General features: G+C 72.6%; 22 protein-coding genes. 16 read left to right on the top strand and 6 right to left on the bottom strand.

Going from position 1 to position 25,610, the window contains the following annotated elements; genetic code table 11:
- The first annotated feature begins 19 nt into the window (after nucleotides 1-19).
- The 3 genes from AC3RJ8_RS17490 to AC3RJ8_RS17480 are packed head-to-tail and all read left to right on the top strand — an operon-like array spanning nucleotide 20 to nucleotide 2,351.
- Nucleotides 20-733 carry a sugar phosphate nucleotidyltransferase gene (locus AC3RJ8_RS17490; protein ID WP_489713820.1) on the top strand — a complete coding sequence of 238 codons (714 nt, stop codon included), beginning with the start codon at nucleotides 20-22 and terminating at the stop codon, nucleotides 731-733.
- Nucleotides 733-1,608 (top strand): NAD-dependent epimerase/dehydratase family protein, encoded by an 876-nt coding sequence (locus AC3RJ8_RS17485; RefSeq protein ID WP_489713819.1) that lies wholly within the window; start codon nucleotides 733-735, stop codon nucleotides 1,606-1,608. The genes AC3RJ8_RS17490 and AC3RJ8_RS17485 overlap by 1 nt, the downstream gene beginning before the upstream one ends.
- A gap of 11 nt (nucleotides 1,609-1,619) precedes the next feature.
- On the top strand, nucleotides 1,620-2,351 hold the full coding sequence (locus AC3RJ8_RS17480) for an SDR family NAD(P)-dependent oxidoreductase (protein WP_489713818.1): 732 nt from the start codon (nucleotides 1,620-1,622) through the stop codon (nucleotides 2,349-2,351).
- Here the strand turns inward: AC3RJ8_RS17480 and AC3RJ8_RS17475 are convergent.
- Nucleotides 2,320-3,078, bottom strand: coding sequence for a class I SAM-dependent methyltransferase (locus tag AC3RJ8_RS17475; RefSeq protein WP_489713817.1), 759 nt, complete (start codon nucleotides 3,076-3,078; stop codon nucleotides 2,320-2,322). The two genes, AC3RJ8_RS17480 and AC3RJ8_RS17475, sit on opposite strands and share 32 nt — an antisense overlap.
- A 132-nt stretch (nucleotides 3,079-3,210) precedes the next feature.
- Here AC3RJ8_RS17475 and AC3RJ8_RS17470 point away from each other — a divergent pair, with 132 nt between their 5' ends.
- From AC3RJ8_RS17470 to AC3RJ8_RS17450, 5 genes are all read left to right on the top strand, one after another.
- Nucleotides 3,211-3,969, top strand: coding sequence for a glycosyltransferase (locus tag AC3RJ8_RS17470; protein ID WP_489713816.1), 759 nt, complete (start codon nucleotides 3,211-3,213; stop codon nucleotides 3,967-3,969).
- Entirely contained in the window at nucleotides 3,962-4,399 is a 438-nt protein-coding gene (locus AC3RJ8_RS17465; protein WP_489713815.1) for a GtrA family protein, read from the top strand. The genes AC3RJ8_RS17470 and AC3RJ8_RS17465 overlap by 8 nt, the downstream gene beginning before the upstream one ends.
- Complete coding sequence (locus AC3RJ8_RS17460; protein ID WP_489713814.1) at nucleotides 4,374-5,204, top strand: carbohydrate deacetylase; 831 nt, start codon at nucleotides 4,374-4,376, stop codon at nucleotides 5,202-5,204. Before AC3RJ8_RS17465 ends, AC3RJ8_RS17460 begins: the two co-directional genes overlap by 26 nt.
- A 50-nt stretch (nucleotides 5,205-5,254) precedes the next feature.
- Complete coding sequence (locus AC3RJ8_RS17455; RefSeq protein WP_489713813.1) at nucleotides 5,255-5,629, top strand: VOC family protein; 375 nt, start codon at nucleotides 5,255-5,257, stop codon at nucleotides 5,627-5,629.
- Nucleotides 5,630-5,754: 125 nt separating this feature from the next.
- Entirely contained in the window at nucleotides 5,755-7,014 is a 1,260-nt protein-coding gene (locus tag AC3RJ8_RS17450; protein ID WP_489713812.1) for a cytochrome P450 family protein, read from the top strand.
- Nucleotides 7,015-7,112: 98 nt separating this feature from the next.
- Here the strand turns inward: AC3RJ8_RS17450 and AC3RJ8_RS17445 are convergent, their stop codons facing one another.
- From AC3RJ8_RS17445 to AC3RJ8_RS17430, 4 genes are all read right to left on the bottom strand, one after another.
- Nucleotides 7,113-7,871 carry a thioesterase II family protein gene (locus AC3RJ8_RS17445; protein ID WP_489713811.1) on the bottom strand — a complete coding sequence of 253 codons (759 nt, stop codon included), beginning with the start codon at nucleotides 7,869-7,871 and terminating at the stop codon, nucleotides 7,113-7,115.
- Nucleotides 7,868-9,160: an NAD(P)-binding domain-containing protein gene (locus tag AC3RJ8_RS17440; RefSeq protein ID WP_489713810.1), complete on the bottom strand. Its 1,293-nt coding sequence runs from the start codon at nucleotides 9,158-9,160 to the stop codon at nucleotides 7,868-7,870. The genes AC3RJ8_RS17445 and AC3RJ8_RS17440 overlap by 4 nt, the downstream gene beginning before the upstream one ends.
- Nucleotides 9,157-10,173 (bottom strand): methyltransferase, encoded by a 1,017-nt coding sequence (locus AC3RJ8_RS17435; protein WP_489713809.1) that lies wholly within the window; start codon nucleotides 10,171-10,173, stop codon nucleotides 9,157-9,159. The genes AC3RJ8_RS17440 and AC3RJ8_RS17435 overlap by 4 nt, the downstream gene beginning before the upstream one ends.
- Nucleotides 10,174-10,247: 74 nt before the next feature.
- Nucleotides 10,248-11,969, bottom strand: a complete 1,722-nt coding sequence (locus AC3RJ8_RS17430) for a (2,3-dihydroxybenzoyl)adenylate synthase (RefSeq protein WP_489713808.1) — start codon at nucleotides 11,967-11,969, stop codon at nucleotides 10,248-10,250.
- A gap of 177 nt (nucleotides 11,970-12,146) precedes the next feature.
- Here AC3RJ8_RS17430 and AC3RJ8_RS17425 point away from each other — a divergent pair, with 177 nt between their 5' ends.
- From AC3RJ8_RS17425 to AC3RJ8_RS17400, 6 genes are all read left to right on the top strand, one after another.
- Nucleotides 12,147-17,378: a type I polyketide synthase gene (locus tag AC3RJ8_RS17425; protein WP_489713807.1), complete on the top strand. Its 5,232-nt coding sequence runs from the start codon at nucleotides 12,147-12,149 to the stop codon at nucleotides 17,376-17,378.
- A gap of 44 nt (nucleotides 17,379-17,422) precedes the next feature.
- Nucleotides 17,423-17,845, top strand: a complete 423-nt coding sequence (locus AC3RJ8_RS17420) for an SgcJ/EcaC family oxidoreductase (RefSeq protein ID WP_407319807.1) — start codon at nucleotides 17,423-17,425, stop codon at nucleotides 17,843-17,845.
- Nucleotides 17,842-19,098 carry an FAD-binding protein gene (locus AC3RJ8_RS17415; protein ID WP_489713806.1) on the top strand — a complete coding sequence of 419 codons (1,257 nt, stop codon included), beginning with the start codon at nucleotides 17,842-17,844 and terminating at the stop codon, nucleotides 19,096-19,098. The genes AC3RJ8_RS17420 and AC3RJ8_RS17415 overlap by 4 nt, the downstream gene beginning before the upstream one ends.
- Before the next feature lie 64 nt (nucleotides 19,099-19,162).
- Nucleotides 19,163-20,071, top strand: a complete 909-nt coding sequence (locus tag AC3RJ8_RS17410) for a UbiA family prenyltransferase (RefSeq protein ID WP_489713805.1) — start codon at nucleotides 19,163-19,165, stop codon at nucleotides 20,069-20,071.
- An 18-nt stretch (nucleotides 20,072-20,089) separates the two neighbouring features.
- Complete coding sequence (locus AC3RJ8_RS17405; protein WP_489713804.1) at nucleotides 20,090-21,160, top strand: sensor histidine kinase; 1,071 nt, start codon at nucleotides 20,090-20,092, stop codon at nucleotides 21,158-21,160.
- Entirely contained in the window at nucleotides 21,157-21,804 is a 648-nt protein-coding gene (locus AC3RJ8_RS17400) for a response regulator transcription factor (RefSeq protein ID WP_489713803.1), read from the top strand. Before AC3RJ8_RS17405 ends, AC3RJ8_RS17400 begins: the two co-directional genes overlap by 4 nt.
- 54 nt (nucleotides 21,805-21,858) lie before the next feature.
- On the opposite strand, the gene AC3RJ8_RS17395 is transcribed toward AC3RJ8_RS17400, so the two are convergent.
- Nucleotides 21,859-23,013: an epoxide hydrolase family protein gene (locus AC3RJ8_RS17395; RefSeq protein ID WP_489713802.1), complete on the bottom strand. Its 1,155-nt coding sequence runs from the start codon at nucleotides 23,011-23,013 to the stop codon at nucleotides 21,859-21,861.
- A 224-nt stretch (nucleotides 23,014-23,237) separates the two neighbouring features.
- Here AC3RJ8_RS17395 and AC3RJ8_RS17390 point away from each other — a divergent pair, with 224 nt between their 5' ends.
- Together AC3RJ8_RS17390 and AC3RJ8_RS17385 are read left to right on the top strand one after the other, a co-directional pair.
- The gene (locus AC3RJ8_RS17390) at nucleotides 23,238-24,527 is read left to right on the top strand and encodes an FAD-dependent oxidoreductase (RefSeq protein ID WP_489713801.1); all 1,290 of its coding nucleotides are present in this window, start codon (nucleotides 23,238-23,240) and stop codon (nucleotides 24,525-24,527) included.
- Nucleotides 24,528-24,741: 214 nt separating this feature from the next.
- The gene (locus AC3RJ8_RS17385; protein WP_489713800.1) at nucleotides 24,742-25,569 is read left to right on the top strand and encodes a helix-turn-helix domain-containing protein; all 828 of its coding nucleotides are present in this window, start codon (nucleotides 24,742-24,744) and stop codon (nucleotides 25,567-25,569) included.
- Nucleotides 25,570-25,610: the final 41 nt, after the last annotated feature.

Raw genomic sequence — 25,610 nt, 5'->3', positions numbered from 1 at the left:
CCGTGGAAAGGCCGATGAGATGGAAGCAGTGATCCTGGCCGGCGGCCGAGGAGTGCGCCTCCGCCCGTACACCACCCGGCTCCCCAAGCCGCTCGTGCCCATCGGGGAGGACCACGCGATCCTCGAGATCGTGCTCCATCAGCTCGCATACCAGGGGTTCAGCAAGGTGACCCTGGCGATCGGCCACTTCGGCCACCTGATCAGGTCCTTCGTCGGGGACGGCAGGCGGTGGGGGCTCGACATCGTGTACATCAACGAGTTCCAGCCGCTGGGCACGCTCGGGCCCGTCGTCGGCGCCCGCGACACGCTGCCGGAGAACTTCCTCGTCATGAACGGTGACGTGCTGACCGACATCGACACGATGAGGCTCCTGCGTGCGCACGTCTCCAACGCCGCCCCGCTGACGGTCGCGACGTACCGGAGGCAGGTCAAGGTCGACCTCGGGGTGATCGAGGCGGACCAGGGCAGCATCGTCGACTTCATCGAGAAGCCGACGTACGACTACCGCGTGTCGATGGGGGTGTACGCCGTGTCGCGGGACGCGCTCTCCCAGTACGGGCTGGGCGAGGCGCTCGGGTTCGACCGTTTCATCCTCGATCTCATCCGTGCCGGGCGGAACCCGTCGGAGTTCGTCCACGAGGGGTACTGGCTCGACATCGGCCGACCGGACGACTACGACCGCGCCAACGAAGAGTTCGGCCACATGCGCAGCTCGCTCCTCAAGGGCGCGTGATGCGCGCCGTCGTGGTCGGGTCGACGGGATTCGTCGGTGGGCACGTCCGCACGGGGCTGGCTCGCCGCGGCTGGCACGTGGCCGCCCTCGACCGCTCGAGCATCCCGGACGGCGACATCGTCGGGGCGCTCGCGGACATGTTGGCGGCATCCCCACCGGACCTGGTCGTCAACTGCACCGGCGCGACGGCCGGGTCCCGGGCCATGCTGTACCGGTCGAACGCCGACCTGGCACGCGACCTGGCCGGCACCGTCGCGGCAGCGGGCGGCCGGCCGCGGCTGCTGCACCTCGGCTCGGCCGCGGAGTACGGGGCGGCGTGCGGCTCCAGGCCTTGCGCCGAGGACGACGCTGCCGCGCCGCTGGCGGACTACGGCAGGTCGAAGCTCGCGGGGACCCACCACGTCCTGGCTGCGGTACCGTCCGCGACGGTGCTCCGGGCCACCACGGTGATCGGCGCCGGGTGCGGTGGGTTCGTGGGTGCGGTGTGCCGGCAGATCGCGGCCGGCGCGCCGGACGGGACCGTGGAGGTGGGGTCGCTGGCGGCGGCACGGGACCTCGTGGACGTGGAGGACGTCGTCTCGGCGGTCGACTCCGTGGCCCGTGCGCCGGCCGTCCACGGCGTCTACAACGTCGGGACGGGGGTGGCCGTCCCGCTCGACCACGTCGTCGCGCGCATCCGGGCCGTCACCGGGTTCCGCGGCCCTGTCGTGACCGGCCGCCGCCCGGGGTCCGGCCGGTCCGCGGCCGTCATGACCCATTGCTCCGACATCCGCAAGATCGGGCGGGAGGTCGGGTGGGCGCCCGTGACACCTCTCGACGCGTCGATCAGAGCGGTCTGGGACCAGGCGTGCGCGAGCGCGCCGACCGACGACTGAGGAGGAAGCACATGCCCGTCGCACTCGTCACCGGTGCCAACCGCGGGATCGGCCGTGCCACCGCGATCCGGCTGGCCGACCGCGGCTACGACGTCGTCGTCGCCGCACGGAGGCTGAGCGACGCGCGTGCCGCCGTGGACTCGTGGGCGCCATCCCAGGGCCGCGTCCTGCCGGTAGGCCTCGACGTCACCCGGCCGGAGGACGCCAGGGCCGCCGCGGACCTCGTCGAGGACGAGCTGGGCTGTCTGGACGTGCTCGTCAACAACGCCGGTGTCCTCCCTGAGGAGCGTCCGGGGCACCCTCGCGGGCGGCTCGACGTCGTCTCGTTCGACGAGGCGGTCCGCACCAACCTCCTGGGTGCCGTGCACGTGACCGACGCGTTCCTCCGGTTGCTCCGCGAGAGCTCTCAGGGTCGGATCGTCAACGTGTCCACGAGCTTGTCCTCGATGTCCCACCAGACAGATCCGGACTCGCCCTACTTCGCCACGGCCTGGCCCGGTTACCAGGCGTCGAAGGCCGGGCTCAACTCGTTCACGGTGTCGCTGGCGAAGCTGCTCAGCGGGACGTGCATCAAGGTCACCGCCGTGTGCCCTGGGTTCGTGCGGACCGAACTGACGCCAGGCAACGCCCGGGCGCGCCGGACGGCCGACCAGGGTGCCGACGTGGTCCTGCGGGCGGTCACCCTCCCTGACGACGCACCCTCCGGCCAGTTCATCGACGCGCGGGCCACGGTGCCCTGGTAGCGGTGGGACCGTCGTCCGGCGCGGCCCGACGGGTGGCGCGCAGGGTCCACCGGGCACGGTTGTTCCCCAGGTTCACGGGCAGGCGTCGTACGTCGAAGCCGTACGCGCCGACGTCCCGCGCCAGGCCCGCGAAGGAGTAGGACACGAGCCCGTGGTCGCGTCGGGTCCGTGCGTAGGTGGTCGCCGGCAGGGTGGCGAGCCTCGCCAGCGCTGTGCCCAGGAACCGACCCCGGCCGGCGAAGCGCACCAGCTGCCACACGTCGGCCAGTGGCGACGTCCGAGGATCGATGAGGTCGCCGACGAGGAGGACGCCCCGGGGCGGGAGCAGGCGAGCGGCGGCAGCCAGGAAGGTCTCGACCTCCGGAGCCGTCAGGTACTGCAGCACCGAGTGGGCCAGGACCAGGTCGACGGAGCCGGCCGGGAGCGTCTCGGTGTCCTCGGGGCCGATCACGGTCACCTCCGGTCGCTGCCGGAACGTCGTGGTCAGGTGCGCCCGGATGGCCGGGGCAGCTTCGCACAGGATCAGGTGCCGGGACGTGGCCACGACGCTCGGTGCGTGCAACGCGTCGCCCGGGCCGAAGTCCAGGACGACACCGCCCGGCGGCAGGTGCGCACGGAGGCTGGCCGCCAGGGCCGCGAAGTGCGCCGCCTTGTGGTCCCCGCCGAAGTACGCGCGCTGCCCGCGGTCCCACTCGTTCAGCCAGGGCGTCATCCGAATCTCGGCCATGACGGCAGCCAACGTCACCCGGAGGGCTGCGGCAACTCCCGGGCAGCGGCGCGCGGCCCCCACCCGCAGATCATGAGTCGTCCTCCCTCGAGCCCCTGGGTAGCGTCGCCTCGCGACCGAACGGGAGGGCCGATGACGCCACCGACGAAAGCACCGACCGTCGACGTGGTGGTGCCCGCGTACAACGAGGCGGACGTCCTGGACGCCAACGTCCGCACGCTGCACGCCTACCTGTCTCGCGCACTGCCCTGGGCCTTCGCGATCACGATCGCCGAGAGCGGCAGCTCGGACGGCACACCAGCCGTGGCGGCCGCCCTCTGCCGGCAGCTCGACGGTGTCCGCGTGCTCTCCGACCCGGCTCGGGGCCGCGGGCTCGCGCTGCGGAACGCGTGGATCTCCAGCGATGCCGTCGTGGTCGCGTACATCGACGCCGACCTGTCCATCGGCCTGGACGCCTTCCTGCCGCTGCTGTCACCTCTCCTGTCCGGTCACAGCGACCTCAGCGTGGGGAGCCGGCACCTCGCCGGATCGCACGTCGAACGGTCGGTGCACCGGGCACTCCTGTCCCGTTCGCTCAACCTGCTGCTCCGGGTCGTGCTCGGTGCGCGCTTCAGCGATGCGCAGTGCGGGTTCAAGGCGGGTCGCCGCGACGCGCTCGTGCAGGTCATGGAGGACGTGCAGGCCGACCACTGGTTCTTCGACACGGAGCTCCTCGTGCTCGCGCAGTCTGCCGGTCTGCGGATCCAGGAGGTCCCGGTCGACTGCCTGGACGACCCGCGCTCCTCCGTCGACGTGCTCCCGACCGTGGGCAGCTTCCTCCGAGAGATCCTCCGGATGGTGCGGAGCCGCCGGGTCCCCGGCGTACGCCACGAGGGGACAGTCGGTGCTTGACAGGGTGGTGGCCGGCGCGTGGCGGGCACCGTTCGTCCGGTTCGCCGTCGTGGGTGCCGTCACCGGCGCCATCCACCTGGGCGGGTTCGTCCTGCTGCGGACGTGGTGGGAGCCCGTCGTGGCGAACGCCGTCGCACTGACCGTCGCCACCGTCGTCAACACGGAGGGGAACCGGCGCATCTCCTTCACCGAGGAGAGGTCCGAGCCCGTCTGGCGGCAGCACGTCAAGGCGGCGGTGGCACTGCTGGCGAGCCTCGCCGTCGCCGCGGTCGCCTTCTCGGCCCTCGACCCGGGCCACCGGGTGCTCGAGGTGCTCGTCGTCGTGGGTGCCGACGCCACGTCGATCCTGGTCCGCTACCTGCTGCTCCGGCACTGGGTGTTCCCGCCGACCCGAGGAGGCGTCCTTGCTCGACCTGATCATCACGGCTGACGACTTCGGCATCAGCGAGGGCATCAGCCGGGGCATCCTGGCGTCGCACGAGCGCGGGGTCGTCACGGCTGCGTCGGTGATGGCGAACGGCCGCGCTCTGCGACGCGTCGTCGGCGAGGCCGCCGATCACCCGCGGCTGGCGCTCGGGGCGCACCTGGTGTTCGTGGGCGAGGACCCACCGCTGCTCACCCGCAGGGAGGTCCCGACACTCGTCGACCGGTCCGGAGCCCTGCCGGCGTCGTGGCGGCACCTCGCCGCACGCGTGCTGGCGGGGCGCGTGGACCCGGACGACGTCCGCGCCGAGGGTCGGGCACAGCTCGACCTGCTCCGGCACGACCTCGGGCTGAGCCTGACGCACGTCAACACGCACCAGCACGTGCACCTCCTGCCGGCGGTGGCACACGTCGTCATCGAACTGACGCTCGACGCCGGGGTCGGCTACGTGCGTGCGCCCTCGACGCGGTCGAGGTCACCGCGCGCCTCGGTGATCCGCCGGTGGAGCCGGCGCCTCGTCGCGGCCGCGGGTCGGGCCGGGCTCTCGACGAACGACGCGTTCGCAGGGCTCGACGAGGCAGGTCGCCTGACGACGGCCGACGTGCTCGGAGCCGTCGCCGGCTCCGGGCACGTCGGTGTCCTGGAGATCAACTGCCATCCCGGGCTCCCGACGTCCCAGGACCGCGAGCGCTACCGGTGGGACTACGCGTGGGAGCGCGAGGTGCGTGCGCTCACCGACCCCGGGCTCCTGGACGCGATCCGCCGCGGAAGGGCCAGGCTCGCGCGGCCCGGACGAGGTCCCCGCGTGTGATCGCACACCAGGAGAAATCCGGGCCGCACGGCCCACCTAGCATCCGAGGCATGAGCAACGACACCGGTCGTGCCACCGCCTCCGCGCAGGCGGTGTGGTTCGACATTTCCAGCCGCGACCCGCAGCAGACCCACGACTTCTACAGCCGGCTCTTCGGGTGGGACGTCCACCCGATGGACGGTGACGACTATGCCGTCGTCACCGCCGGTGACCAGCCGCCGTCCGGCGGGATCGGCCGAGCCTCCGACAGCTCGCCCTACGTCGGCCTCGTCCCCTACTTCCCCGTCGCGGACCTCGGGGCCGCGCTCGAGCGCGCGACGACGCTCGGCGCGACCGTCGTCATGGATCCCACGCCGACACCGATGGGGAAGATCGCCGCTGTCCGCGACCTCGAGGGCAACACCGTCGGGCTCAAGGAGTCCTGAACCACGACGGCCGACGACGGCCTCGTCCGACCGTCCCCGGCAGGCATCGGGGAGCACGTCCCGCCACACCAGGGCTGCGAGCACAGCGGCCCCGCCATCGCAACCGCAACGGAAGGCAAGGTCCCATGACTTCGACCGAAGCACCCGCGTGCCCGTACGTCCTCGACCCTCAGGGCCTCGACACGCACGGCGAGACACGTCACCTGCGTGAGCAGGGTCCGATCGCGCGCGTCGAGCTCCCCGACGGTGTGCTGGCATGGTCCGTGCACGACCACGACGTCGCCAAGGAGATGATGGGCAACCAGGAGCTGTTCTCCAAGGACCCGCGGCGCAACTGGCCCGACTTCATGGAGGGTCGGATCTCCGACGGCTGGCCGCTCATCACGTGGGCCGCGATGAACACACTCGCGACCAACGACGGTGCCGACCACTCCCGCCTGCGCAAGCTCCTTCTGCAGGCGTTCACCGGACGCCGGGTCGAGCTCATGCGAGGTCACATCGAGAAGCGCGTCACCGAGCTCCTCGACGGCATGGAGGCCGCCGGGCGTGACGGGGACGTCGTCGACCTCCGCGGCATGTTCTGCATGGAGCTGCCGACCCAGCTCATGTGCGACCTCTTCGGCGTGCCGGACGACCGTCGCGCCGACGTCCTGGCGGGCGGCCACAAGAACGTCGAGACCACGTTGAGCAACGAGGAGGCCGAGGCCAACCTCGGGCAGTGGCAGGACGCGATCGCCGAGCTCGTCCAGTACAAGAAGGCCCACCCTGGTGACGACCTCACCTCGGGCCTCATCGCGGCCAAGGAAGAGGACGGGTCCCGCCTGTCGGACGACGAGATGATCGGTACCCTGCACCTGCTGCTCGGTGCCGGCTCCGAGACCCTCGTCAACGGTCTGGCCCACTCGCTGCTCCACGTCCTCGAGGACGCAGAGCTGCGCCAGGGCCTTCGGGAGGGCACCGTCTCGTGGGACGACGTCTTCGACGAGACCCTTCGTGTCGAGTCCCCGGTCGCCCACCTGCCGTTTCGGTTCGCGGTCGAGGACTGCGAGATCGGCGGCGTGCAGATGAAGCGCGGGGACGTCATCCTCGTCGACTTCGCCGGGGTGGGTCGTGACCCGGCCGTCCACGGGGAGACCGCCGACGTGTTCGACGTCGACCGCGAGAACAAGCAGCACCTGTCGTTCGGTTTCGGCGTCCACTACTGCCTCGGCGCGCGGCTCGCCACGCTCGCCGCGAAGATCGGCCTGCCCGCCGTCATGGAGCGCTTCCCCGACATGGAGCTGGTCACGCCGCGTGAGAAGCTGGAGCCGCAGGGCAGCTTCGTCGTCAACGGCTACGCACGGATCCCGGTGCGGCTGGGGCTGCAGGTCGGCGCGCCGGCCTGACCGGACCGACGACCGGCCCGGAGGGGGCGCACGCCCTGGCGTGCGCCCCCTCCGCTCGTCCCCGGGTCCGCCGGGCCGTGCCCCGGACGCGCCGCTCGCTACCTGCGCGCGACACCGGCTCCGGCGGCGTCCCGCAGCAGCCGTGCGGCGTTGACCGGGTTGCGGATCATGGTCCCGTGGTCGCCCCGGACCATGCTCCCCGAGGATCCGGGGCCCCCGAGCGCCGTCCAGGCCTCGACGTCGTCGCGGCCCGCGAGCGGGTCACGGGTGCCCGCGACGGCGATCACCGGACACCGCAGGGAGAAGTCACGCGCCGGGACGATGGACTCGGCGACGCGGGAGTCGGCGCGCCACACCGACATGAACAGCGCCACCATCCACTCGTCGTCGAGCACCTCGGCGGGCGCGATCCCGAGCCGGCGGAACCGTGCGACGAACTCCTCGTCCGAGAGGTCGGCGATACCGGAGTGGTCCCACCGGCCGGGCGAGGCGGCGCCGCCCACGACCAGGGCGCGGACCTGGCCGCCGCCGGCCTCGACCCGACGGGCCATGTCTGCGGCCATCATGCCGCCGAGGCTGTACCCGAAGAGGACGAGGCCGTCCGGCTCCCGGTGCTCGAGCTCGGTGGCGAGCTGACCCCACAGGTCGTCCGACAGCGCGGAGAACGTCGTGTGTGCCGACTCCCGGTGGCGCCGGTCGCGCCCGGGGAGCTCCGGGACGTGCGTGTGGTGCCCGGCCAGCATGGGGAGCAGCGTCCGGTAGCTGCCCACACCACCACCGCCGTACGGGTAGAGGGCGAACCACGCGGGCTCGGACGTCGCCGCGGCCCGCGCCGTCAACTCATGGGCTGCTGTCATCGTGCGCCTACTTCTTCCGGGTTGCGGTGCTGGGGCGAGGTGCTGTGCGTGGAGCGTCGCGGTGCGGCGAAGAGATCGCCCAGCGCGGCCTCGTACTCGGCGAGGGTGCCGGTCACCGCGTGCGCGCGTGCACGTGTCCTCGGGGCGTGGAGCAGGCGGTTGACGACGCGCCGGAGCGAGGTCCGTAGGAGCTCGGCGTCGGCGGCGTGCGTCCCGCGGAGCTGCGTGACCCGGCGCACCTCGTCCTCGACGACTTCGGTCGCCCGGGCGCCCAGGGCTTCGAGCAGGGGACCGGCGGCCGCGGCGCGGCGCGCACGTTCCCACTCGTCGGCGTCGGCCACGGCGACGGCGTCGACGGCTGCGTCCCTCGCCCGGCCGCCGGCCGGACCGAGGTCGTGGAGACCGACGCGGTGGACGCTCGGGAGCCGGGTGACCTCGGCCGACACGTCCCGAGGACGTGCCAGGTCGACGTATACCTGGGGGCGTCCGTCGCGGGAGCGTGCTGCCGCCCGGGCCGCCGTGAGGTCGACCACCGGCGTCGGTGAGGACGTCGCCGAGACGATCACGTCCGCCCCTGCGAGGGCCTCGGTCAGGGGGCCCGAGGCGACGCGGCCGCCTACCTCGTCGGCGAGGACTTGGGCACGGAGAAGCGTCCGGTTCTGGATCACCACGTTCGCGTGGTGGCGCGCCGCTGCCCGCGCCGCGTCCCGGCCGACGATGCCGGCCCCCAGCACCAGCACGTCGGTCGCGGGCCCGATCCGGACGTGCGCCTCGGCGGCCTGCAACGCGCACTCCGCGAGCCCAGGGCCCGTGCCGGCGCCGTCGAGGGCACGGATCCGCCGACTGGTCCGCAAGGACTGCTGGACGAGGGTGTTGAGCTCGGCGTCGAGGAAGCCGTGGCCCTGCGCCCGGTTGAGGGCACCGCGGACCTGGTCGACGACGTGGGTCTCGCCCGGCGTCACCGACCGCCGCCCGCCGACGACGGCGAACAGGTGTGCGGCCGCAGCAGCGCCGCTCCGGGCGTGCAGCGCCCCGGCGCTCGCGGACCGCGCGGACCCGACGGCGGAGGCCCAGGCCCTCTCGACCGCGGTCACGGCGCGCCGGCAGTCCTCGGTGGACACGTAGACCTCCGTGCGCTGGCAGGTGCTGAGCACGAACGCCCCGTCCACCGTACCGGAGGACTGCAGAGCCCGGCAGAGGTGCTCTTCGGCGGCGGTGTCGAGCGCGAGGACGTCGAGGAGCTCCTCGGTGGCCGACCCGAGATCGGCTCCGACCAGCAGTACCGTCACCGGTGCTGCCCTCCGGTCGGGGCGAGCTCGACGACGGCCATGTACCGGCTGCCCGGCACGAGGTGTGTCCGGACGACCTCCAGGTCCGCACGCGCGGCGAGGTCCGCGAGCTCGCCCACCCCACGCTCCTTGCCGCCGGTGTAGGCGAGCATCCGCAGGTCCATCCGGGGGTCGACGGACTCGCCGTCGTGCCCCACTGCCTCGATGACGAGCAACCGGTCGGTGGCGGTCGTCGCGGCACGGCAGGTCCGCAGGATGCGCAGGCAGCTCTCGTCGTCCCAGTCGTGGAGGACGGCCGACAGGACGTAGGCGTCGCCACGCGCGGGGAGCGGTTCGAAGAACGACCCGACCACAACGTCCACCCGTTCGCGCAGGCCCGCCGAGTCGAACGCCGCCCGCGCCCGGGCGGCAGGCTCGTCCAGCTCGACGAGGACGCCCCGGAGGCCGGGGTGGGCGCGCAGGATCTTGGACAGCATGGCGCCGTTGCCGCCGGCGACGTCGACGACCGTGCGGTGCCGAGCCCACGGGTACGCTTCGACGATCCCTGCGTGGTCCGCCTCCACGTGGCGTTGCATGAGGGTGTCGAACGACGTCCGCAGGGTCGGGTCGGAGTCGAGGTCGTCCCAGAAGTCCTGACCGTACCGGGCCCGGTACGCCGAACCTCCCGTCGTGATCGTGTGCATCAGCTCGACGAACGCGAGGTCCCCTCGTCCGACGCTCCCGTGGACGTCCAGCCAGTCCCGCTTGCCTGCCGGGTGGTCCGACCTCAGCTGTCCACCGAGCTCCGTCAGGTCGAACGCTCCCGAGGGCGAGCGGTGGAGCAGCCCGAGCCAGACCCAGTGCAGCAGGAGCCGTTCGAGCGCAGGGGCGAAGGCGTCGCAGCGGTCGGCGATCGCCTCGGCGGTGGTCGCCCCCGCGGCGACGTGGTCGGCCACCCCGAGCGTGGCGCCGACCCTGATGGACATGGGCGTGGCGAGGTCCGCCATCGCCCTCAGTCCTGGTCCCTGCGTCATGGGCGCTCCTTGCTCCCGTTGGGTTCCTCGACCTGCTTCCCGGTCGCTGTGGACGCTAGGGCGGGACCGGGGGATCAACAAGGCTCGGCGGCGGATGGCGCAACCGGGGAGACCTCGGGACCGTCGACGCGGTCGTGCTCCCGACCGTCGCGAACGGCGGCTGCCCGGGCGGCGTCGGCGCGGAGCCGGCGCCTGTCGACCTTGCCGATGCCCGTGAGCGGAAGGGACGTCACGGCGAACACCTGCTTCGGCACCTTGAAGCGAGCCAGGCCCACCGCCTCCAGGTGCTGCACGACCTCGCCGTGCCCGACCGGACGACCGTCGCGCCCGACGACGAACGCGCACACCTCCTCGCCATAGGTGCGGTGCGGCATCGCGACGACCGCGCAGTCCTCGACCCCGGAGAGGCCGCGGAGCAGGTCCTCCACCTCGTCGGCTGCGACCTTCTCACCGCCGCGGTTGATGGTGTCGCCGGTGCGCCCCTTCACCACGATGCGGCCGTCCGGTCGCCGGACCACGAGGTCTCCCGTGACGTACCACCCGTCGGGGGTGAACGCGCGCCGGTTCACGTCGGGCGACCGGTAGTAGCCGTGCACCGTGTACGGGCCGCGGGTGGTCAGCGTCCCCACCTGCCCGTCCGGGAGCGGCGCGCCGTCGTCGTCCACCACCCGGAGCTCGTCGAAAGGGCTGATCGGCCGGCCCTGCGTCCCGCGGCGGACGTCGAGCGGGTCGCCGATCCTGGTCACGCACGTCAGCCCCTCGGACATGCCGTAGACCTGCTGGACGACGCACCCGGTGTGCCGCTCCGCCGCGGCGGCGAGCGAGGGCGCGAGGTGCGCGGCCCCGCTCTGCACGAGGACGAACGACGGCGCGGCGTCGGGGTGCTCGTCGAGGTGCTCGACCCAGCGCTGGAGGATGGCAGGGACGACGCTCGTGGCCGTCGCCCGGTGCCGGACGGCGAGCGTCAGGGCGGTCTCCGGGGCCGGGGACGGGCAGAGCACGACCGTCCCGCCCGCGACGAGAGTCCCCAGGACGCCCGGACCGGTGTTGGCGAAGCCGTGGCCCACGGGCAGCACGACCAGGTACCGGCTCGACCGGTCGAACCGGCTCGCCGCGCAGGCCGCGCGCAGCATGTGCCCGAGGTCGTTGTGGGTGCGTGGCACGACCTTCGACGCGCCGGTCGTCCCGCCGGAGGGGATCAGCACCGCGACGTCGTCCGCCGAGGCCGGACCGTCCTGGACCAGAGGCAGTGGCTGCCCGGCCCCCCGCGCGAGCCGGGCGAACGGGACCGAGCCCGGGAACCGGGGCGTGCCCACGACGACCACGTGGTCGAGGGACGCCACCTGGTCGCGCACCTGGTGACCCAGCGCCTCGTAGTCGAAGTCCCGGTAGGTGCCCATCGTCACGAGGGCGCGGGCGTCGCAGTGGCCAGCGAACGCCGTCAGCTCGTGCTCGCGGTGCTGCGGCAGCGCCCAGACCGGCACCGTACCGGCCGCGAAGCAGGCCAGCGTGGTCAGCACGGCCTCGGCGCGGTTGGGCAGCTGGACGACGACGCGGTCGCCGACGTCCAGCACGCCGCGCAGCCCGGCCGCGAGCGCCTCCACCTCCACGACGAGCTCGGCATAGGTCCAGGACCGGTCGCCGTCCACCAGCGCCTCGCGCGTGGCGCAGCATGTCGCGGCGTCGATCAGCAGCTCGAACAGCCGCACGTCGTCCCACGCCCCGTCGCGGCGGTAGGACCGGGCCAGCTGCGGGGGCCATCCGGGTGCGTCCTGCACCGGCAGGTCGACGGTCATGGGGGAGACCTCCTCGGTCCGGGTTCATCGCACGTCATGAGGTGCGTTCGGCGTACTCGTGTCGCGAGACTCGAGACAAGCGACTCGAACCTATGGAGCCGCGGGGCCGGTGGAGTCTTCGGAGTTGCTGGTAGCAGCCCTGCTCCGGCAACGGGCACGGACGGAAGGGACAGGTCCTTGAGCCATCGTCAGGACAACGAGAACGCCATCGCGATCGTGGGGATGAGCTGCCGGTTCGCCCCGAACCTCGACACGCCCGCGGCACTGTGGGACTTCCTCATGGAGTCCCGGACGGCGGTCCGGCCGATGCCGGAGAAGCGGTGGCGCGCCTACGCGGACGCGTCGCCGGAGGCCACGGCGGTGCTGCGCGCCACGACGTTGCTCGGCTCCTACCTGGACGACATCGAGGGGTTCGACGCCGAGTTCTTCGGCATCACCCCGAAGGAGGCCGCCTACCTCGATCCGCAGCAGCGGTTCATGCTGGAGCTGACGTGGGAGGCCCTGGTCGACGCGGGCATCCCTCCGACGTCGTTGCGCGGCTCGGACGCGGCGGTCTACGCCGCCGTCAACTCCACGGACTACGGCCGTCGTCTGCTCGAGGACATGACGCGTACCGGTCCGTACGCGGTCAACGGGACCACGGACTACGGGATCGCCAACCGGGTCTCCTACTTCCTGGACACCCGCGGTCCCAGCATGGCGGTGAACACGGCGTGCGCCGCCACCCTGACCGCTGTGCACGTCGCCTGCCAGGCCCTGCGTGGCGACGAGACGTCGGTCGCGATCGTCGGTGGGCTCAACATCATCTCCACGCCGGCCTTGAACGTCGCGCTGGAGGGGGCCGGTGCGCTGGCCCCGGACGGGCGCAGCAAGGCCTACGACGACGACGCCGACGGCTACGGGCGCGGCGAGGGTGCCGGTGTGCTCGTGCTCAAACGTCTGGCGGACGCGCAGCGCGACGGTGACCGGGTGCTCGCGCTCCTGCGCGGCAGCGGGGTCTTCCAGGACGGGCACTCCGACGGCATGATGGCACCCAACGCGGACGCCCAGGCCCACATGCTCCGGACGGTCTACGCCCGTGCCGGCGTCGACCCCACCACCGTCGGGTACGTCGAGGCCCACGGCACGGGCACTCCCACGGGGGACGCCGCCGAGCTCGCCGCGCTCTCGCAGGTGATCGGTGCCGGCCGGGAGGAGCCCTGCCTCGTCGGCTCGATCAAGCCGAACATCGGTCACGTCGAGGGCGGCTCCGGCATGGCCGGCATCATGAAGGTCGTCCTGGCGCTCCGGCACGGCGTCATCCCACCGAGCTTGCACACGCGTGCCACCACCAGGACCGAGTGGGGCAGCAACGGGCTGCGGTTGGCCGCCGAGCCGACCGGCTGGGCGCCCGGCACCACGCCCCGCCGTGCCGGGGTCTCGAACTACGGCGTGGGCGGCACGATCGCGCACGTCGTCCTCGAGGAGGCGCCCGTGCGCCCGGTGGCGGCTGCGGTCGCCCAGGGCGCACGGCCGGTGCTCGTCCCGCTCTCGTCGGCCACCCGTGCCGGGGTCCGGGACCTCGCGGATCGGACCGGTGCCTGGCTCGCCCGCCACGCCCCCGAGCTGGACGACGTCGCCGACACGCTGCGTTCGCGCAGGTCCCACCTTCCCGAGCGGATGGCGGTCGTCGCCGCCGACGTGGCCGGCCTCGTGGACGGGCTCGCCGCGGCGTCGGGCGGCGGGACGAGCCCGGACGTGGTCACCGGCCGGGTGGTGCCGGGGAGCGAGAACGGCGCCGTCTGGGTCTTCTCGGGGCACGGGTCGCAGTGGGAGGGGATGGGCCAGGACCTCCTCGACGTCGACCACGCCTTCACGGGCGTGATCGACCGCCTCGGCGACGTGTTCACCGACGAGCTCGGGTGGAGCCCGCGGGAGCTGCTCGAGCAGGGCGGGCCGTGGACCACCGCGCAGGTGCAGGCCCTCACGTTCGCGGTCCAGGCGGCCCTGGCGGCGACCTGGCGCGCCCACGACCTGGAGCCGGCTGCGGTGATCGGGCACTCCGTGGGTGAGATCGCGGCGGCGCACACCGCCGGGGTGCTGGACCTGGACGACGCCGCGCGCTTTGCCTGCCGGCGCGCCCGTGCGCTGGGGAAGGTCGCCGGCAACGGCGCGATGGCGATGGCGGGCCTCGGGTTCGCCGAGGCGAGCGAGCGGCTGGCCGGCGTGGACGGTGTGGTCGCCGCGATCGCGGCCGGTCCGCGGTCCACCGTGGTCTCCGGGGAGGCGGACTCGGTGGCCGCGGTCGTCCGCGACTGGGAGGACGACGGCGTCCCGATCCGTGCCGTCGCCACCGACGTCGCCTTCCACAGCCCGGAGGTCGACGACGTCCTGGCGGAGGTCGTGGAGGCGGCTGGTGACCTCGGGCCACGGCGCGCGGTGGTCTCCCTGTACAGCACGACCCTGGAGGACCCGCGCGACGAGGCCGTCCGCGACGCGGGCTACTGGGGCCGCAACCTGCGCGCCCCGGTGCGGTTCGCCGCGGCGGTCGACGCCGCCCTCGACGACGGCTTCCGCGTCTTCCTCGAGGTCTCCACCCACCCTGTCGTCTCCCACTCGGTGATGGAGGTCGCGCAGCACCGCGACGAGGAGGTCGCGGCCGTCGGCACCGTGCGCCGCGGCGCCGGCGCCCCCGGCGACGTGCTCCGCACCGCGGGCCGGCTCTACTGCGCCGGCGTGGTGCCCGCCTGGTCGGCCGACCGCACCCGGGAGCCGCTCGGTCTTCCCGGCGCCTCCTGGCAGCACCGGCCCTACTGGCTCTTCGAGGAGTCGGCGCAGGGACGGGGCGGCGCCGGGCACGACCCCGCCGCGCACGACCTGCTCGGCGGCAGCCACGCCGTGGGCGGCGTGCCGGCACGGCACGTCTGGCAGACCCGGCTGGACCTGGCGAGCCGGCCGTACCCGCTCGACCACGCCCTCGACGGGGTCGAGGTCACGCCGGCCGCCTCGATCCTCAACTCGTTCCTCAAGGCTTCCGACGCGGCCGGGGACGTCGTCCTGCGCAACATCGTGCTCCGGACGCCGCTGGCCGTGGAGCCGCCGCGCACGGTGCAGGTCGTCCGCGAGGGCCACGGCATGGCACTCTCCTCGAGGGTCGCGAACGACGACAGCGGCTCGGACGACAGCTGGATCCTGCACGCGAGCGCCGTGGTCGAGCCCGCGCGGGAAGGCCTCGTCGGGACGATCGACGCCGCCGGGCTCCGGTCGCGGCTCCCGCTGGGGGACTGGCAACGGCTCGACGAGATGTTCCACAACATGGGCGTGGGGGGCTACGCGTTCCCGTGGGGCCTGGACGACCTGCACCGGTCCGAGGACGAGCAGCTGGCGGTGCTGACGCTCGTCGACGACACCGACACCGACGCGGCGGCGTCCTGGGCCCACGTCATCGACGGGGCGCTGACGATCAGCGCGACGCTCGTCACACCGGTCGACGCGCAGAGCCTGTGGATGTCGCGGGCCATCGAGGACGTCGCCGTCGTCGGGGAGCCGCCGGCCCGTGTCGTCGTCCACACCCGCCGCTCCCCGGGGTCGCCGCACGACAGCGTCGACGTCGACGTCGCCGGCAGCGACGGGCAGGTCGTCGCCCGCGTGCACGGCCTCGCGTTCAGCTCGGTCGAGAAGGTGGAGGCGGCCAACCCCCAGGAGCTGGTGCACGAGGTCGTGTGGCGCGAGCCGGACGTGCCGTTCGGGACGGCGACGCCCGCGTGCGTCGCGGTCGTCGGCGACGGGCCCCGGGCGGCCGGCGTTGCCGACGCCCTGAACCGGGCGGGAGCGACGGCGAGCGTCACCACCGGGCCCGCGGCTGCCGACGTCGTCGTCGTGGTGGCCGCTCCCTCGACCATCACCTCGGCGGACTCCGCGGTCGGGCTGACCCAGCGCACGGCGGAAGCCGTGCTGGGGAGCATGGACCTCGCTCCGGAGGGCACGTCCCCGCGGGTGTGGCTCCTGACCGAGGGCGTGCGCGAGCCCCGCGGCGTCGACCAGGTCGCGCAGGCGGCCGCGTGGGGCCTGGGCCGGATCATCGCCGGTGAGCACCCGGAGGTCTGGGGCGGCGTCGTGGACGTCTCCTCGGTCGACGACGCCGCGGGCGCGGCGCTCGCGGCCGTGCTGGAGGGGGCCGCCGGCCAGGAGGACGTGATCCACGTGGCCAGCGACGGGACGGTCACCGTTCCGCGCCTCGCACGGATCACGCGGTCCGCCGACCGGGAGCCCCTGCGGTGCTCGCCGGCGGGATCCGTGCTCATCACCGGCGGGCTCGGTGCCCTGGGGCTCGAGGCGGCCCAGTGGCTCGTCGCCCGCGGCGCCCGCCGTCTCGTGCTCGTGGGCCGGCGCGGCCTGCCCCCGCGCCAGCACTGGGCAGGCCTCGCGGACCCCGACCTGCGGCGCGCGGCCGAGGCTGTGGAGGCCCTCGAGGCCGCCGGGGTGTCCGTGCAGGTGAGGTCGCTGGACGTGACGGATCCGGTCGCCGTCCGATCGTTCGTGGACGCGCACGACGCCGAGAACCCGCCGATCACCGGGATCGTCCACGCCGCCGGCGGTGTCGACGACGCCCTGGTGGACAACATGACGATCGAGGGGGTCCGGCACGTCCTCGGCGCGAAGTCGCTGGGTGCCTGGGCGCTGCACGAGGCGTTTCCGCCGGGAACCGTGGACTTCTTCGTCGCGTTCTCGTCCTGCGGGCAGCTCGCCCGCCTCTCCGGACAGGGGGCGTACGCCGCGGCGAACTCGTTCCTCGATGCGCTCGTCCAGGCCCGCGCGAACGCCGGCGAGGACGGTGCGGTGTCCCTGGCGTGGACCTCGTGGCGAGGGCTCGGCCTGTCCGCGGAGCTCACGACCACCATGGTCGAGGGCAACATGCGCGGGCTCGACGCCGTCTCGGCGAGCGAGGCGCTGCAGGCGTGGACCTTCGCCGACCGGTTCACCGGTGCCTACAAGGCCGTCCTCAGGAGCGTGCCGATCTCGCCGGGGCTCCCCGTGCCACCGATGTTCCGCGAGCTGGAGCACGACGCCGTCCCGGTCGAGGACCCGGACGTCTACCGGCTCGATCCCGCGCTGGCACCGGACCTGGCGCGTGCCGAGGTCACCGACGTCGTGCACTCCGTGGTGGCCGCCGAGCTGCGCCTGGAGAAGGAGGACCTCGGACACCGGCGTCCCCTCGTCGAGCTCGGCGTCGACTCGATCATGGCCGTCGCGTTGCGAGCACGGTTGCAGCGGCGCTTCGCGCTGGACTTCCCGCCCACGATCCTCTGGGCGAAGCCCACCGTGCACGACCTCGGTGAGTTCGTCCACGCGTCCCTGGACACCGTGGAGGAGGTCCTGGAGGGCGACGACGAACCGCACGAGCTGGCTGCCCCGCCCCTGGCGGGTTGACCGACGACCACCGCACGATCCGCAGAACCGGAAAGGACGTGACCATGACCGCCACCGCCGCACACGAGACCGACGCCGCCATGCCCGAGGAGTGGGCGCCGCTCGCCGACGTCCCTCGTCAGATCATCGAGGCCTGGGCCGCCCACGACGCCGACGCCTTCGCCGAGGTGTTCACCGAGGACGGCACCATGATCCTGCCGGGTGCCTTCGCCACGGGCAGGACCGCCATCCGGGAGTTCATGGAGCGGGCTTTCACCGGCCCCTACCAGGGCACCCAGGTGGTCGGTGCGCCCTTCCAGGTGCGCCGCCTGAGCGACGACATCGTGCTCATGCTGACGGACGGGGGTGTCGTGAAGGCCGGTTCCGAGACCGTCGCGGACACCGCCGCCGTCCGCGCCTCCTGGCTGCTCGTCCGTCGCGACCAAGGGTGGAAGCTGGCCGCCTATCAGAACAGTCCTCGCAATTGAGCGAGGTCGACCCCGGCGTCGGACCGGTCGTGCTCCACGGAGGACGGCCGGTCCGTACGCCTGCCGGCGGCGCCCCCGGCGAGCGGCTCACCGACTTCGGACGCCAGGTCGCCGGACACCCCGCACTCGTCTACCGCCCCCGGTCCGCCACCGAGCTCGCCGACGCGATCGCCGAGGCGACGGCTTGGGGGCACCGAGTCGTGCCGCGGGGGCTGGGCCACAGCGTCGACGGGCAGACCGTCGTCGACGGCTCGGCCCTGATCGACCTGAGCGGGCTGCGCCGCGTGCACCGCGTGACGGACACCTGGATCAGGGTGGACGCCGGCGCGACCTGGCGAGACGTTCTCGACGCGACGTTGCCGCGCCGTCGTGCGCCCGTCGTGGTGCCAGACTACCTCGGCCTGACGGTCGGCGGCACCCTCTCCGTGGGCGGGATCAGCGGGGCCAGTCACCGGTTCGGGACGGCCGCCGACCACGTCCTGCGCGCCACGGTGCTCGACGTGCACGGGAACTCCCACGACCTCACCGGCGGGGACCCGCTCCTCGACCGGGTGCTCTGCGGGCACGGGCGGCACGGCGTCCTCGTCACCGTCGACCTCAAGCTGCACGCGGTCCCGCGCCGGGTGCGGCGTTCGGACATCGTCACCAGGACGCTGCAGGACCATACGGACGTCCAGCGCAACCTGCTCACGGCCGGCTCCGTGCACTGGCTCGAGGGGTTCGCCGTCCGGGGCGTGGACGGGCTGCCGACCTTCACCACGCGCCTGTCCCGCTTCGAGGAGCTCGGTGGTCCGGACCTCGCGATGGATCGGACGCGGGGCTGGTCGGACGTGGGTGAGTTCTACGCGCGGGCGGACGGGACCGTCGCCGGCGAGCGCGCCGTCGGCCGGTGGCAGCACCACGCGCACCCCCGGTTGCAGTCGATCCTCCCGCTCGAGGCGGGTCGTGGCGTGGTGGAAGACCTGCTCGCCCGCAGCCCCGCCGACCTCCTGGGCCCCGGCGGTGCGGTCATGATCTACGTGACGGTCGCGGCCGCGCTGAAGCGCCTCGCGGTGCGGGGCGACCAGGGCGGGTACGCGCTCGTCGTCGGGTGGCAGCGGACGGCCCCACGGGACGACGACGACACCCTTCGACGGATGCAGGCGGCGAACCGACGTGTGGTCGAGCTCACCCGGGAGCTCGGTGGCGTGCTCTACGGTGCGGTCGTCGGTCGAGCCGTCGCGGGGGGGGGGAGGCGAGAGCGGGGCAGATGAGGAGTTGAAAGACGAGGGGTAGTGCGCGATCGTCGTGGCAACCGACGGACGACGGAGAGACGCGATGCGCCTGACGCCGATGCCTGCCCGCCTCACCACCGCCCGTCGAGACCTGCTGGGGGTGTCCGTCAGGATCCGCACCGCCGTCCTGGTTCTCCGGGAGGCCCGTCCGAAGGTCCTGGCGATCGGGGGGGTCCGGTTCCTGTCCGGCGCCCTCCTCAGCGGTGGCCTGGTGCTCTCACCGCACACGCTCGTCGGACTGCTGGCCTGGATCCTGATGACGGTCGCCGTCTACGTGCTCAACGGGGTGACCGACGTCGACACCGACCGGGTCAACGGCTCCCGGCGCCCTGTCGCCTCGGGCCGGCTGACCGTCCGGGCCGCTCGACGGGCGGTCTGGGTCTGCGGGTTCGCAGCCCTGGGACTGGGTCTGGTCGTCTCGTGGCCGCTGATACTCCACCTGGTCGTCGCACTGGCTCTCGGGGTCCGGTACTCGTCCGGCGCGAAGCCGGCCAAGGCCAGCTCACCAGCCGCGTTCGTCGTCGTCGTCGTGGGCGGGCTGGTCACGTACCACGCCGGCCTCGTCGCGTCCGGAGGGAGGGTCACGGCCCCCTTCGTCGTCTTCGCCGTCTGCCTCTCCCTCTGGATGGGCGTCGGTTCCCTCGTGAAGGATCTTCCCGACGTCGACGGGGATCGTGCCGCGAACCGATTCACGTTGGCCGTGAGCCGGGGCCCCGACGTGGCCGCGGACGTCGCCGCCGTCGCGGCAGCGACGATCGCGGCAGCCATGGCGTGGGCCGCCTTCGGACCGTTGCCGCTCGCCGAGCTCCTCCGGTGGCCGTCGGTCGTGCTCTGCCTGGGCACGCTGATCCTCGTAGTGACGTGCGCTACGGTGTCGCTGCGCGCACGTTGGCCGTACCGGGCCTTCATGTACACCCAGTTCGCAGCTCACGGACCACTGCTGCAGCTCTAGCGAGAGATCCACGGGGAGATGTTGTTAGGAGCGGATGACGCCGTCGGCCTGGCCGAGCTACGCGACTACGTCGATCGGTACCGACGAGAGATCCTCGCCACCTACACGGACCGCCTCCGCGCCGAGGACAACCCGCTCGGGCGGTTGGGCGAGGACGAGCTGCATCGTGTCGTCGGACCGTTGCTCGAGGTGCTCGTGCGTGCGGGCGTCGCTACGGACCCGGTGGGTGAGGAGGTCGGCCGGTCGCGCGCGATCCAGCGGATGAACCCGGTGTACTCGTTGCAAGGTGCCTCGATGCTGCACGACATCGTCGCCGACGTGATCGTGCGTGGATCGGTCGAGCTGGGCAGCCAGGGGCCGCACCTCGCACGTCTTCTGCGGGACCTGTCCGAGGTGATCCTCCGGAGGGTCGGAGACGCGGCGATCCCGTATGCGGGTGTCCTCCTGCAGCAGATCAGCGACGCGCACGTGGCAGAACGGCACCGCATCGCCCGCGACCTGCACGACCGTTCGGCCCACGCGCTGGCCCTCGCTTTCCAGCAGCTCGAGATCCGCCGCATCTGCGTCCGCCACGGTGACAGCGCCGGCGCGGAGGAGTGCCTGTCGGTGCTCCAGTCCCAGCTGCAGGATGCCTCGAGGATGATCCGGGACCTCGCGCAGGACCTGGGGAGCAGCCACACCACGGAGGGCCTCGCACCGGCCCTGCGCGAGTACGTCGACTGCCACGGCGCGGGACGTGTCAACCTCGAGATCGCCGATCCGGAGCAAGTCGCCTCCGTTCCACCGTGGGTGCGCGAGCAAGCGTTCCTGTCGATCCGGGAAGCCACGCGCAACGCCCTGCTGCACTCAGGGTCCGACGCCATCACCATCAGGATCGGGATCCGGTACAGCAATCTCGTGGCCGTGGTCCGCGACCACGGCACCGGCCTGTCCGACGTCTCCGCGGTGCGAGCACAGAAGAAGCCGGCGTCCTCGGGAACCGGCCTCCGGTCGATGATCGAACGGGTGGAACAACTCGGCGGGTCGGCGGTCATCGAGTCCGCGCCGGCCTCCGGCACGACCGTCGAGCTCGTCGTGCCGCTGCCATGAGCTCGTCGAACGGCGGTATCAGGGTGGTCGTCGCCGACGACCACGTCGTCTTCGCCGAGGGGCTGAGGTACATCCTGGAGGACGCCGGCTTCGCCGTCGTCGGGGTGGCAGGAGACTGTCGCGCCGCCGCGGTGCTCGTCCGGGACCAGCAGCCAGACCTCGCGGTCCTGGACGTGCACATGCCGGGTGGGTCTGCCACGGCGCTCGTACGCCGCGTCAAGGAGGACAGCCCGCGCACACGCATCGCGATGCTCTCGATGCAGGCCTCGTCGCGCCGTGTCGCCGAGCTCGAGGATCTCGGCATCGCCGCCTACCTGTCGAAGGTCGTCGACGCGGCCACGTTGTGTTCGGTGCTGACCGCCGCCGTCCACAGCTCAGGTGGCGGGACGATCCGCGTCGTCCCCGGAGTGGTGGACGCTCCGCACCCGCCCGTGGCCCTCCGGGCCGGGGACCGTGAGCTCCTGGAGCACATCGCGGCCGGGCGGAGCAACAAGTGGATCGCCCAGGAACTCTTCGTCTCGGAGGCGACGGTGAAGCGGCGCCTCGCGGAGGTCTACCGCGAGCTCGGTGCGTCGACTCGAGCCGGCGCGATCAGTCGCGCCCACCAGCTCGGTCTCATACGGCACGACCACGGCACGCCATGACCTCGTCGCGACGCCCGGGGGCGTTGTCGGCTGATGACGTGCCGCGGAGCGCTGTCAGGCGGCGATCGCTGCCCGGAACTGCCGCAGGTCCGCCACGAACGTGTGGGGAACCTCCATGGGTGCGAAGTGCCCGCCGTCGTGCTCGGCCCAGTGCACGAGCCTGCGGAAGCCCGGCTCGGCGAGCGTGCGGATCGGCGGGGCGGGGTCCTCGCGATAGACCCCCACGCCGAACGGCTTCTCCTGAACCGGCGGAGGCGGCGGGGGCACGGGGGACGTGGGGAGCAGCGCGGCGTTGTCCGCGTAGAAGTGGGCGGCCGAACCCGCCGTCTGCGTGTACCAGTAGATCGAGGCGTGCGTCAGGATCTGCTCGACGGAGAGGGCTCCCGGGCCACCCGACCATGCGTGGTACTTCTCCAGCAGCCAGGCCAGCAGGCCCACCGGCGAGTCGGTGAGCGCATAGGCGAGCGTCTGCGGCCGCGTCGCCTGGAGGGCCATGTAGGCGGAACCCTCCGTCATGAACGCGCCGAGTCGTTCGATCCGCGCGAGGCTCGTCGCGTCCAGGGAGGCGACGACACCGGGGTCGTCCGGCGGCGGGGGCGTCACGAGGAAGTTGACATGTCCTGCCTCCGCGGCGGGGTCCGTCGCGAGGAGCGTCTGCGTGATCCAGGCACCCAGGTCGCCCCCCTGGGCGATGTAACGCTCGTACCCGAGCCGATCCATGAGCTGCGCCCACGCTCCGGCCACCCGGGGGATGGTCCAGCCGCCGGCAGCCGGCTTGGCCGAGAAGCCGAAGCCGGGGATCTCGGGAAGCACGACGTGGAACGCGTCCTGCGGGCTGCCGCCGTGGGCCGTCGGGTCCGTCATCGCGTCGATCACGTCGATGAAGTCCGCCGCGCTGCCGGGCCAGCCGTGCGTGAGAACGATGGGGGTGGCGTCCTCGTGGGGCGAGCGGACGTGGAAGAAGTGCACCCGCACCCCGTCAATCTCCTCGACGAACTGCGGAAAGGCGTTGAGCCGCGCCTCCACGGCACGCCAGTCGAGCTCGAGCCAGCTCTGGGCCAGCTCTCGGACGCTGCTCACCTCAGGGCCGCGCTGTCCCGGGGACTGGTGCTCGTCGAGGCGACCGTCGTCGGGCCACCGCACTGCCCCCAGGCGGGTTCGGAGATCGTCGACTGCTGTGTCGGGAATGTCGATGGTGAACTGTTCCATCCCAGGCTCCTGATTTCGAGGGTGGGTGCCGCGCACGGGCTGGTGCCACGAACGGGCTCGTGCCAGGCACGCTAGGGCTTGCCGGGCACGCTGTGAACGGCCCGCATCGACCAGAGCAGGCTGGAAGTTCCGGCCGTCGGCGGTGGCGCACGTCATGAGAGTTGCCGGCGTGGGCGACCGGGCACCGTGGGGCGGTCAGTACGTCCTACTGCCCGGGAGGTCTCATGTCCGCCACCAGCCACGCGGTCGTCGTCGGGGGGAGCATCGCAGGTCTGCTCACCGCCCGCGTCCTCGCCGACCACGCCGACCAGGTCACCGTCCTCGAGCGGGACCTGACCGACGTGACCGACGTCCGCCGCGCCGTACCCCAGGGGCATCACATCCACGCGCTCCTCGCCCGGGGGCACGAGATCCTGGAGGACCTCCTGCCGGGATTCACCGACGACCTCCTCGGTCTCGGCGTGCCGATCCTGGACTTCGGCACGAGCGTCGCGTGGCACCGTGGCCCGGCGAGGTTCCAGCAGGGGCCGGCGGACATGATGTGCGTCGCCGCCGGCCTGCCGCTCCTCGAGAGCTACGTGCGGCGTCGTGTGCTCGAGCTGCCGAACGTCGCCCTCGAGCACGCCGACGTCGAGGGGCTGCTGCTCGACGCGACCGGACGCACCGTGGTCGGGGTGCGGACGGCGGACGGGCGTCTCGACGCCGACCTGGTGGTCGACGCCGCCGGCCGCGCGAGCCGGATGGACGCCTGGCTCGAGAGCCTCGGCTGCGGCACGGTCATCGACGAGTCCATCCAGATGGACCTCGTCTACACGAGCTGCGGGTTCGAGACCGCCCCGGATTTCGACCCGATCGGGGAGAACATCGCCATCGTCTCGACGATGACGCCGGAGCTGCCGCGAGGCATGATCTACGCGCGCCTGACTGACCGCTACGCCCTCTCCCTCAACGGGCTCGGCAAGCATGCGCCGCCGCGGGACTGGGCATCGTTCGTCGAGTTCGCGAAGTCGCTCCCGGTGCCGGACGTCCACCGGTCGGTCCTGTCCGCCCGGAGGATCGAGGACCCGCACTCCTTCCGCTTCCCGGCGAGCACGCGCAAGCGGTACGAGCGACTGGCCGGGATGCCCGAGGGCCTCGCCGTCGTCGGTGACGCCTTCGCACGGTTCAACCCCGTGTACGCGCAGGGAATGACCGTCGCTGCCATGGCCGCGCTCCGGCTGCGCACGCATCTCGAGGCCGGCGGACGGCTGGACGCGCGGCTCTTCGCCCGCCAGCTCAGCCGGGTCGTGGACACCCCGTGGACGCTCGCCGCCGGGGGCGACCTGGGGTTCCCGACCGTCCGCGGCCGGCGGACCGTCGCCACCAGCATGGCGAACCGGTACGTCACCCAGGTGCAACGTGGCGCGACGAAGGACCCGGTCGTCGCCAAGGCGTTCCTGCGGGTCGCCGGCCTGCTGGAGGAGCCGACGAGCCTGTTCAGGCCGGGGATCGTCGCCCGGTCGCTGGCGGCCTGACCCGACAGGGTCAGGCCCGAGGACCCATCGGGTCACGTCCTGACCCTCGCGGGCCAAAGGGTGCGTCTCGAATTTCCCACTCCCTGGTCACCACCCATCGTCGTTCGCAGGGGGCTCTTGACACCGGTTCGACCGACTGAGAGGCCAAGACATGACCGTCGGAACACTGCACCAGGGACGCGAAGGACTCCGGTCGACCCGGCCGGAGCTGGTGGTGGCACGCCCGACCGCGGCGTTGCCAGACCCTGACGAGGAGGCTTCGAACATCGGGGCGGCGGTCGACCAGGCGGTCCTCGCGATGCGGGCCGACCTCTTCTGCGGCGCCGGCATCGCGGACATCGCGAGCCAGACGTTCTACAGCAAGTTCCACTTCACGCGGGAATTCTCACGGATCGTCGGCACGACTCCCCGTCGGTTCCTGGCTGCGCTCCGGATGGAGCGAGCGAGCCAGATGCTCCTGACGACGGACCTGTCGATCGCTGACGCGGGCACGATGGTCGGCTACTCCAGCGTCGGCACGTTCAGCACGCGATTCTCGGCGCTGGTGGGGATGTCCCCCCGGCAGTGGCGAACGTGCGGCGGCCTGCCGCTGGCGCTCGAGACGATCGAGGGAACCGGCTCCGGACATCTCCGTGGTCAGGTCGCGCTCGGACCGGGCGCGGCGACCTCCGACTGCGACATCTTCGTGGGCGCCTTCGAGGACAGCATCGTGCAGGGTCCGCCGGTCGCCGCGGCCAGGCTCGACGGAGCGGGCGGCTTCCACCTCGCCGGGCTGCCGGAGGGGAGGTGGACCGTCGTCGTCCTCGGACGCGTGGCCCACCGAGGGGTCGGGGCCCACGTCGAGTGGCTGCGGGCGACATCCGTGATGCAGGTCTTCGCAGACCAGGGCACGAGGCAGCTGCCCACGCGGTTCCGGCTTCGGCCGGAGCGGCCGATCGACCCGCCGGTGCTCCTCGGTGGGACGCACGCCGAGCCTGCGTCGGTGCCGCAGGCCCAGCGCAACCGGGAATACCCGCTGGACATGGTCCTGCGCCACCGTTGAGCACATCGCCACGAAGGTGGCTCGCACGGTCTGCCGCGTAT

Source organism: Isoptericola sp. MSGPD8_1_ISO-PGPR-S23-394 (genome assembly GCF_058072785.1).
This window is presented reverse-complemented; position numbering and strand designations above follow the sequence as displayed.

Bases quoted from the DNA above. Each gene is read 5' to 3' on its own strand.
- AC3RJ8_RS17490 (WP_489713820.1), top strand. From the start codon at position 20: ATGGAAGCAGTGATCCTGGCCGGCGGCCGAGGAGTGCGCCTCCGCCCG.
- AC3RJ8_RS17485 (WP_489713819.1), top strand. From the start codon at position 733: ATGCGCGCCGTCGTGGTCGGGTCGACGGGATTCGTCGGTGGGCACGTC.
- AC3RJ8_RS17480 (WP_489713818.1), top strand. From the start codon at position 1,620: ATGCCCGTCGCACTCGTCACCGGTGCCAACCGCGGGATCGGCCGTGCC.
- AC3RJ8_RS17475 (WP_489713817.1), bottom strand. From the start codon at position 3,078: ATGGCCGAGATTCGGATGACGCCCTGGCTGAACGAGTGGGACCGCGGG.
- AC3RJ8_RS17470 (WP_489713816.1), top strand. From the start codon at position 3,211: ATGACGCCACCGACGAAAGCACCGACCGTCGACGTGGTGGTGCCCGCG.
- AC3RJ8_RS17455 (WP_489713813.1), top strand. From the start codon at position 5,255: ATGAGCAACGACACCGGTCGTGCCACCGCCTCCGCGCAGGCGGTGTGG.
- AC3RJ8_RS17450 (WP_489713812.1), top strand. From the start codon at position 5,755: ATGACTTCGACCGAAGCACCCGCGTGCCCGTACGTCCTCGACCCTCAG.
- AC3RJ8_RS17445 (WP_489713811.1), bottom strand. From the start codon at position 7,871: ATGACAGCAGCCCATGAGTTGACGGCGCGGGCCGCGGCGACGTCCGAG.
- AC3RJ8_RS17435 (WP_489713809.1), bottom strand. From the start codon at position 10,173: ATGACGCAGGGACCAGGACTGAGGGCGATGGCGGACCTCGCCACGCCC.
- AC3RJ8_RS17430 (WP_489713808.1), bottom strand. From the start codon at position 11,969: ATGACCGTCGACCTGCCGGTGCAGGACGCACCCGGATGGCCCCCGCAG.
- AC3RJ8_RS17420 (WP_407319807.1), top strand. From the start codon at position 17,423: ATGACCGCCACCGCCGCACACGAGACCGACGCCGCCATGCCCGAGGAG.
- AC3RJ8_RS17410 (WP_489713805.1), top strand. From the start codon at position 19,163: ATGCGCCTGACGCCGATGCCTGCCCGCCTCACCACCGCCCGTCGAGAC.
- AC3RJ8_RS17405 (WP_489713804.1), top strand. From the start codon at position 20,090: ATGTTGTTAGGAGCGGATGACGCCGTCGGCCTGGCCGAGCTACGCGAC.
- AC3RJ8_RS17400 (WP_489713803.1), top strand. From the start codon at position 21,157: ATGAGCTCGTCGAACGGCGGTATCAGGGTGGTCGTCGCCGACGACCAC.
- AC3RJ8_RS17395 (WP_489713802.1), bottom strand. From the start codon at position 23,013: ATGGAACAGTTCACCATCGACATTCCCGACACAGCAGTCGACGATCTC.
- AC3RJ8_RS17390 (WP_489713801.1), top strand. From the start codon at position 23,238: ATGTCCGCCACCAGCCACGCGGTCGTCGTCGGGGGGAGCATCGCAGGT.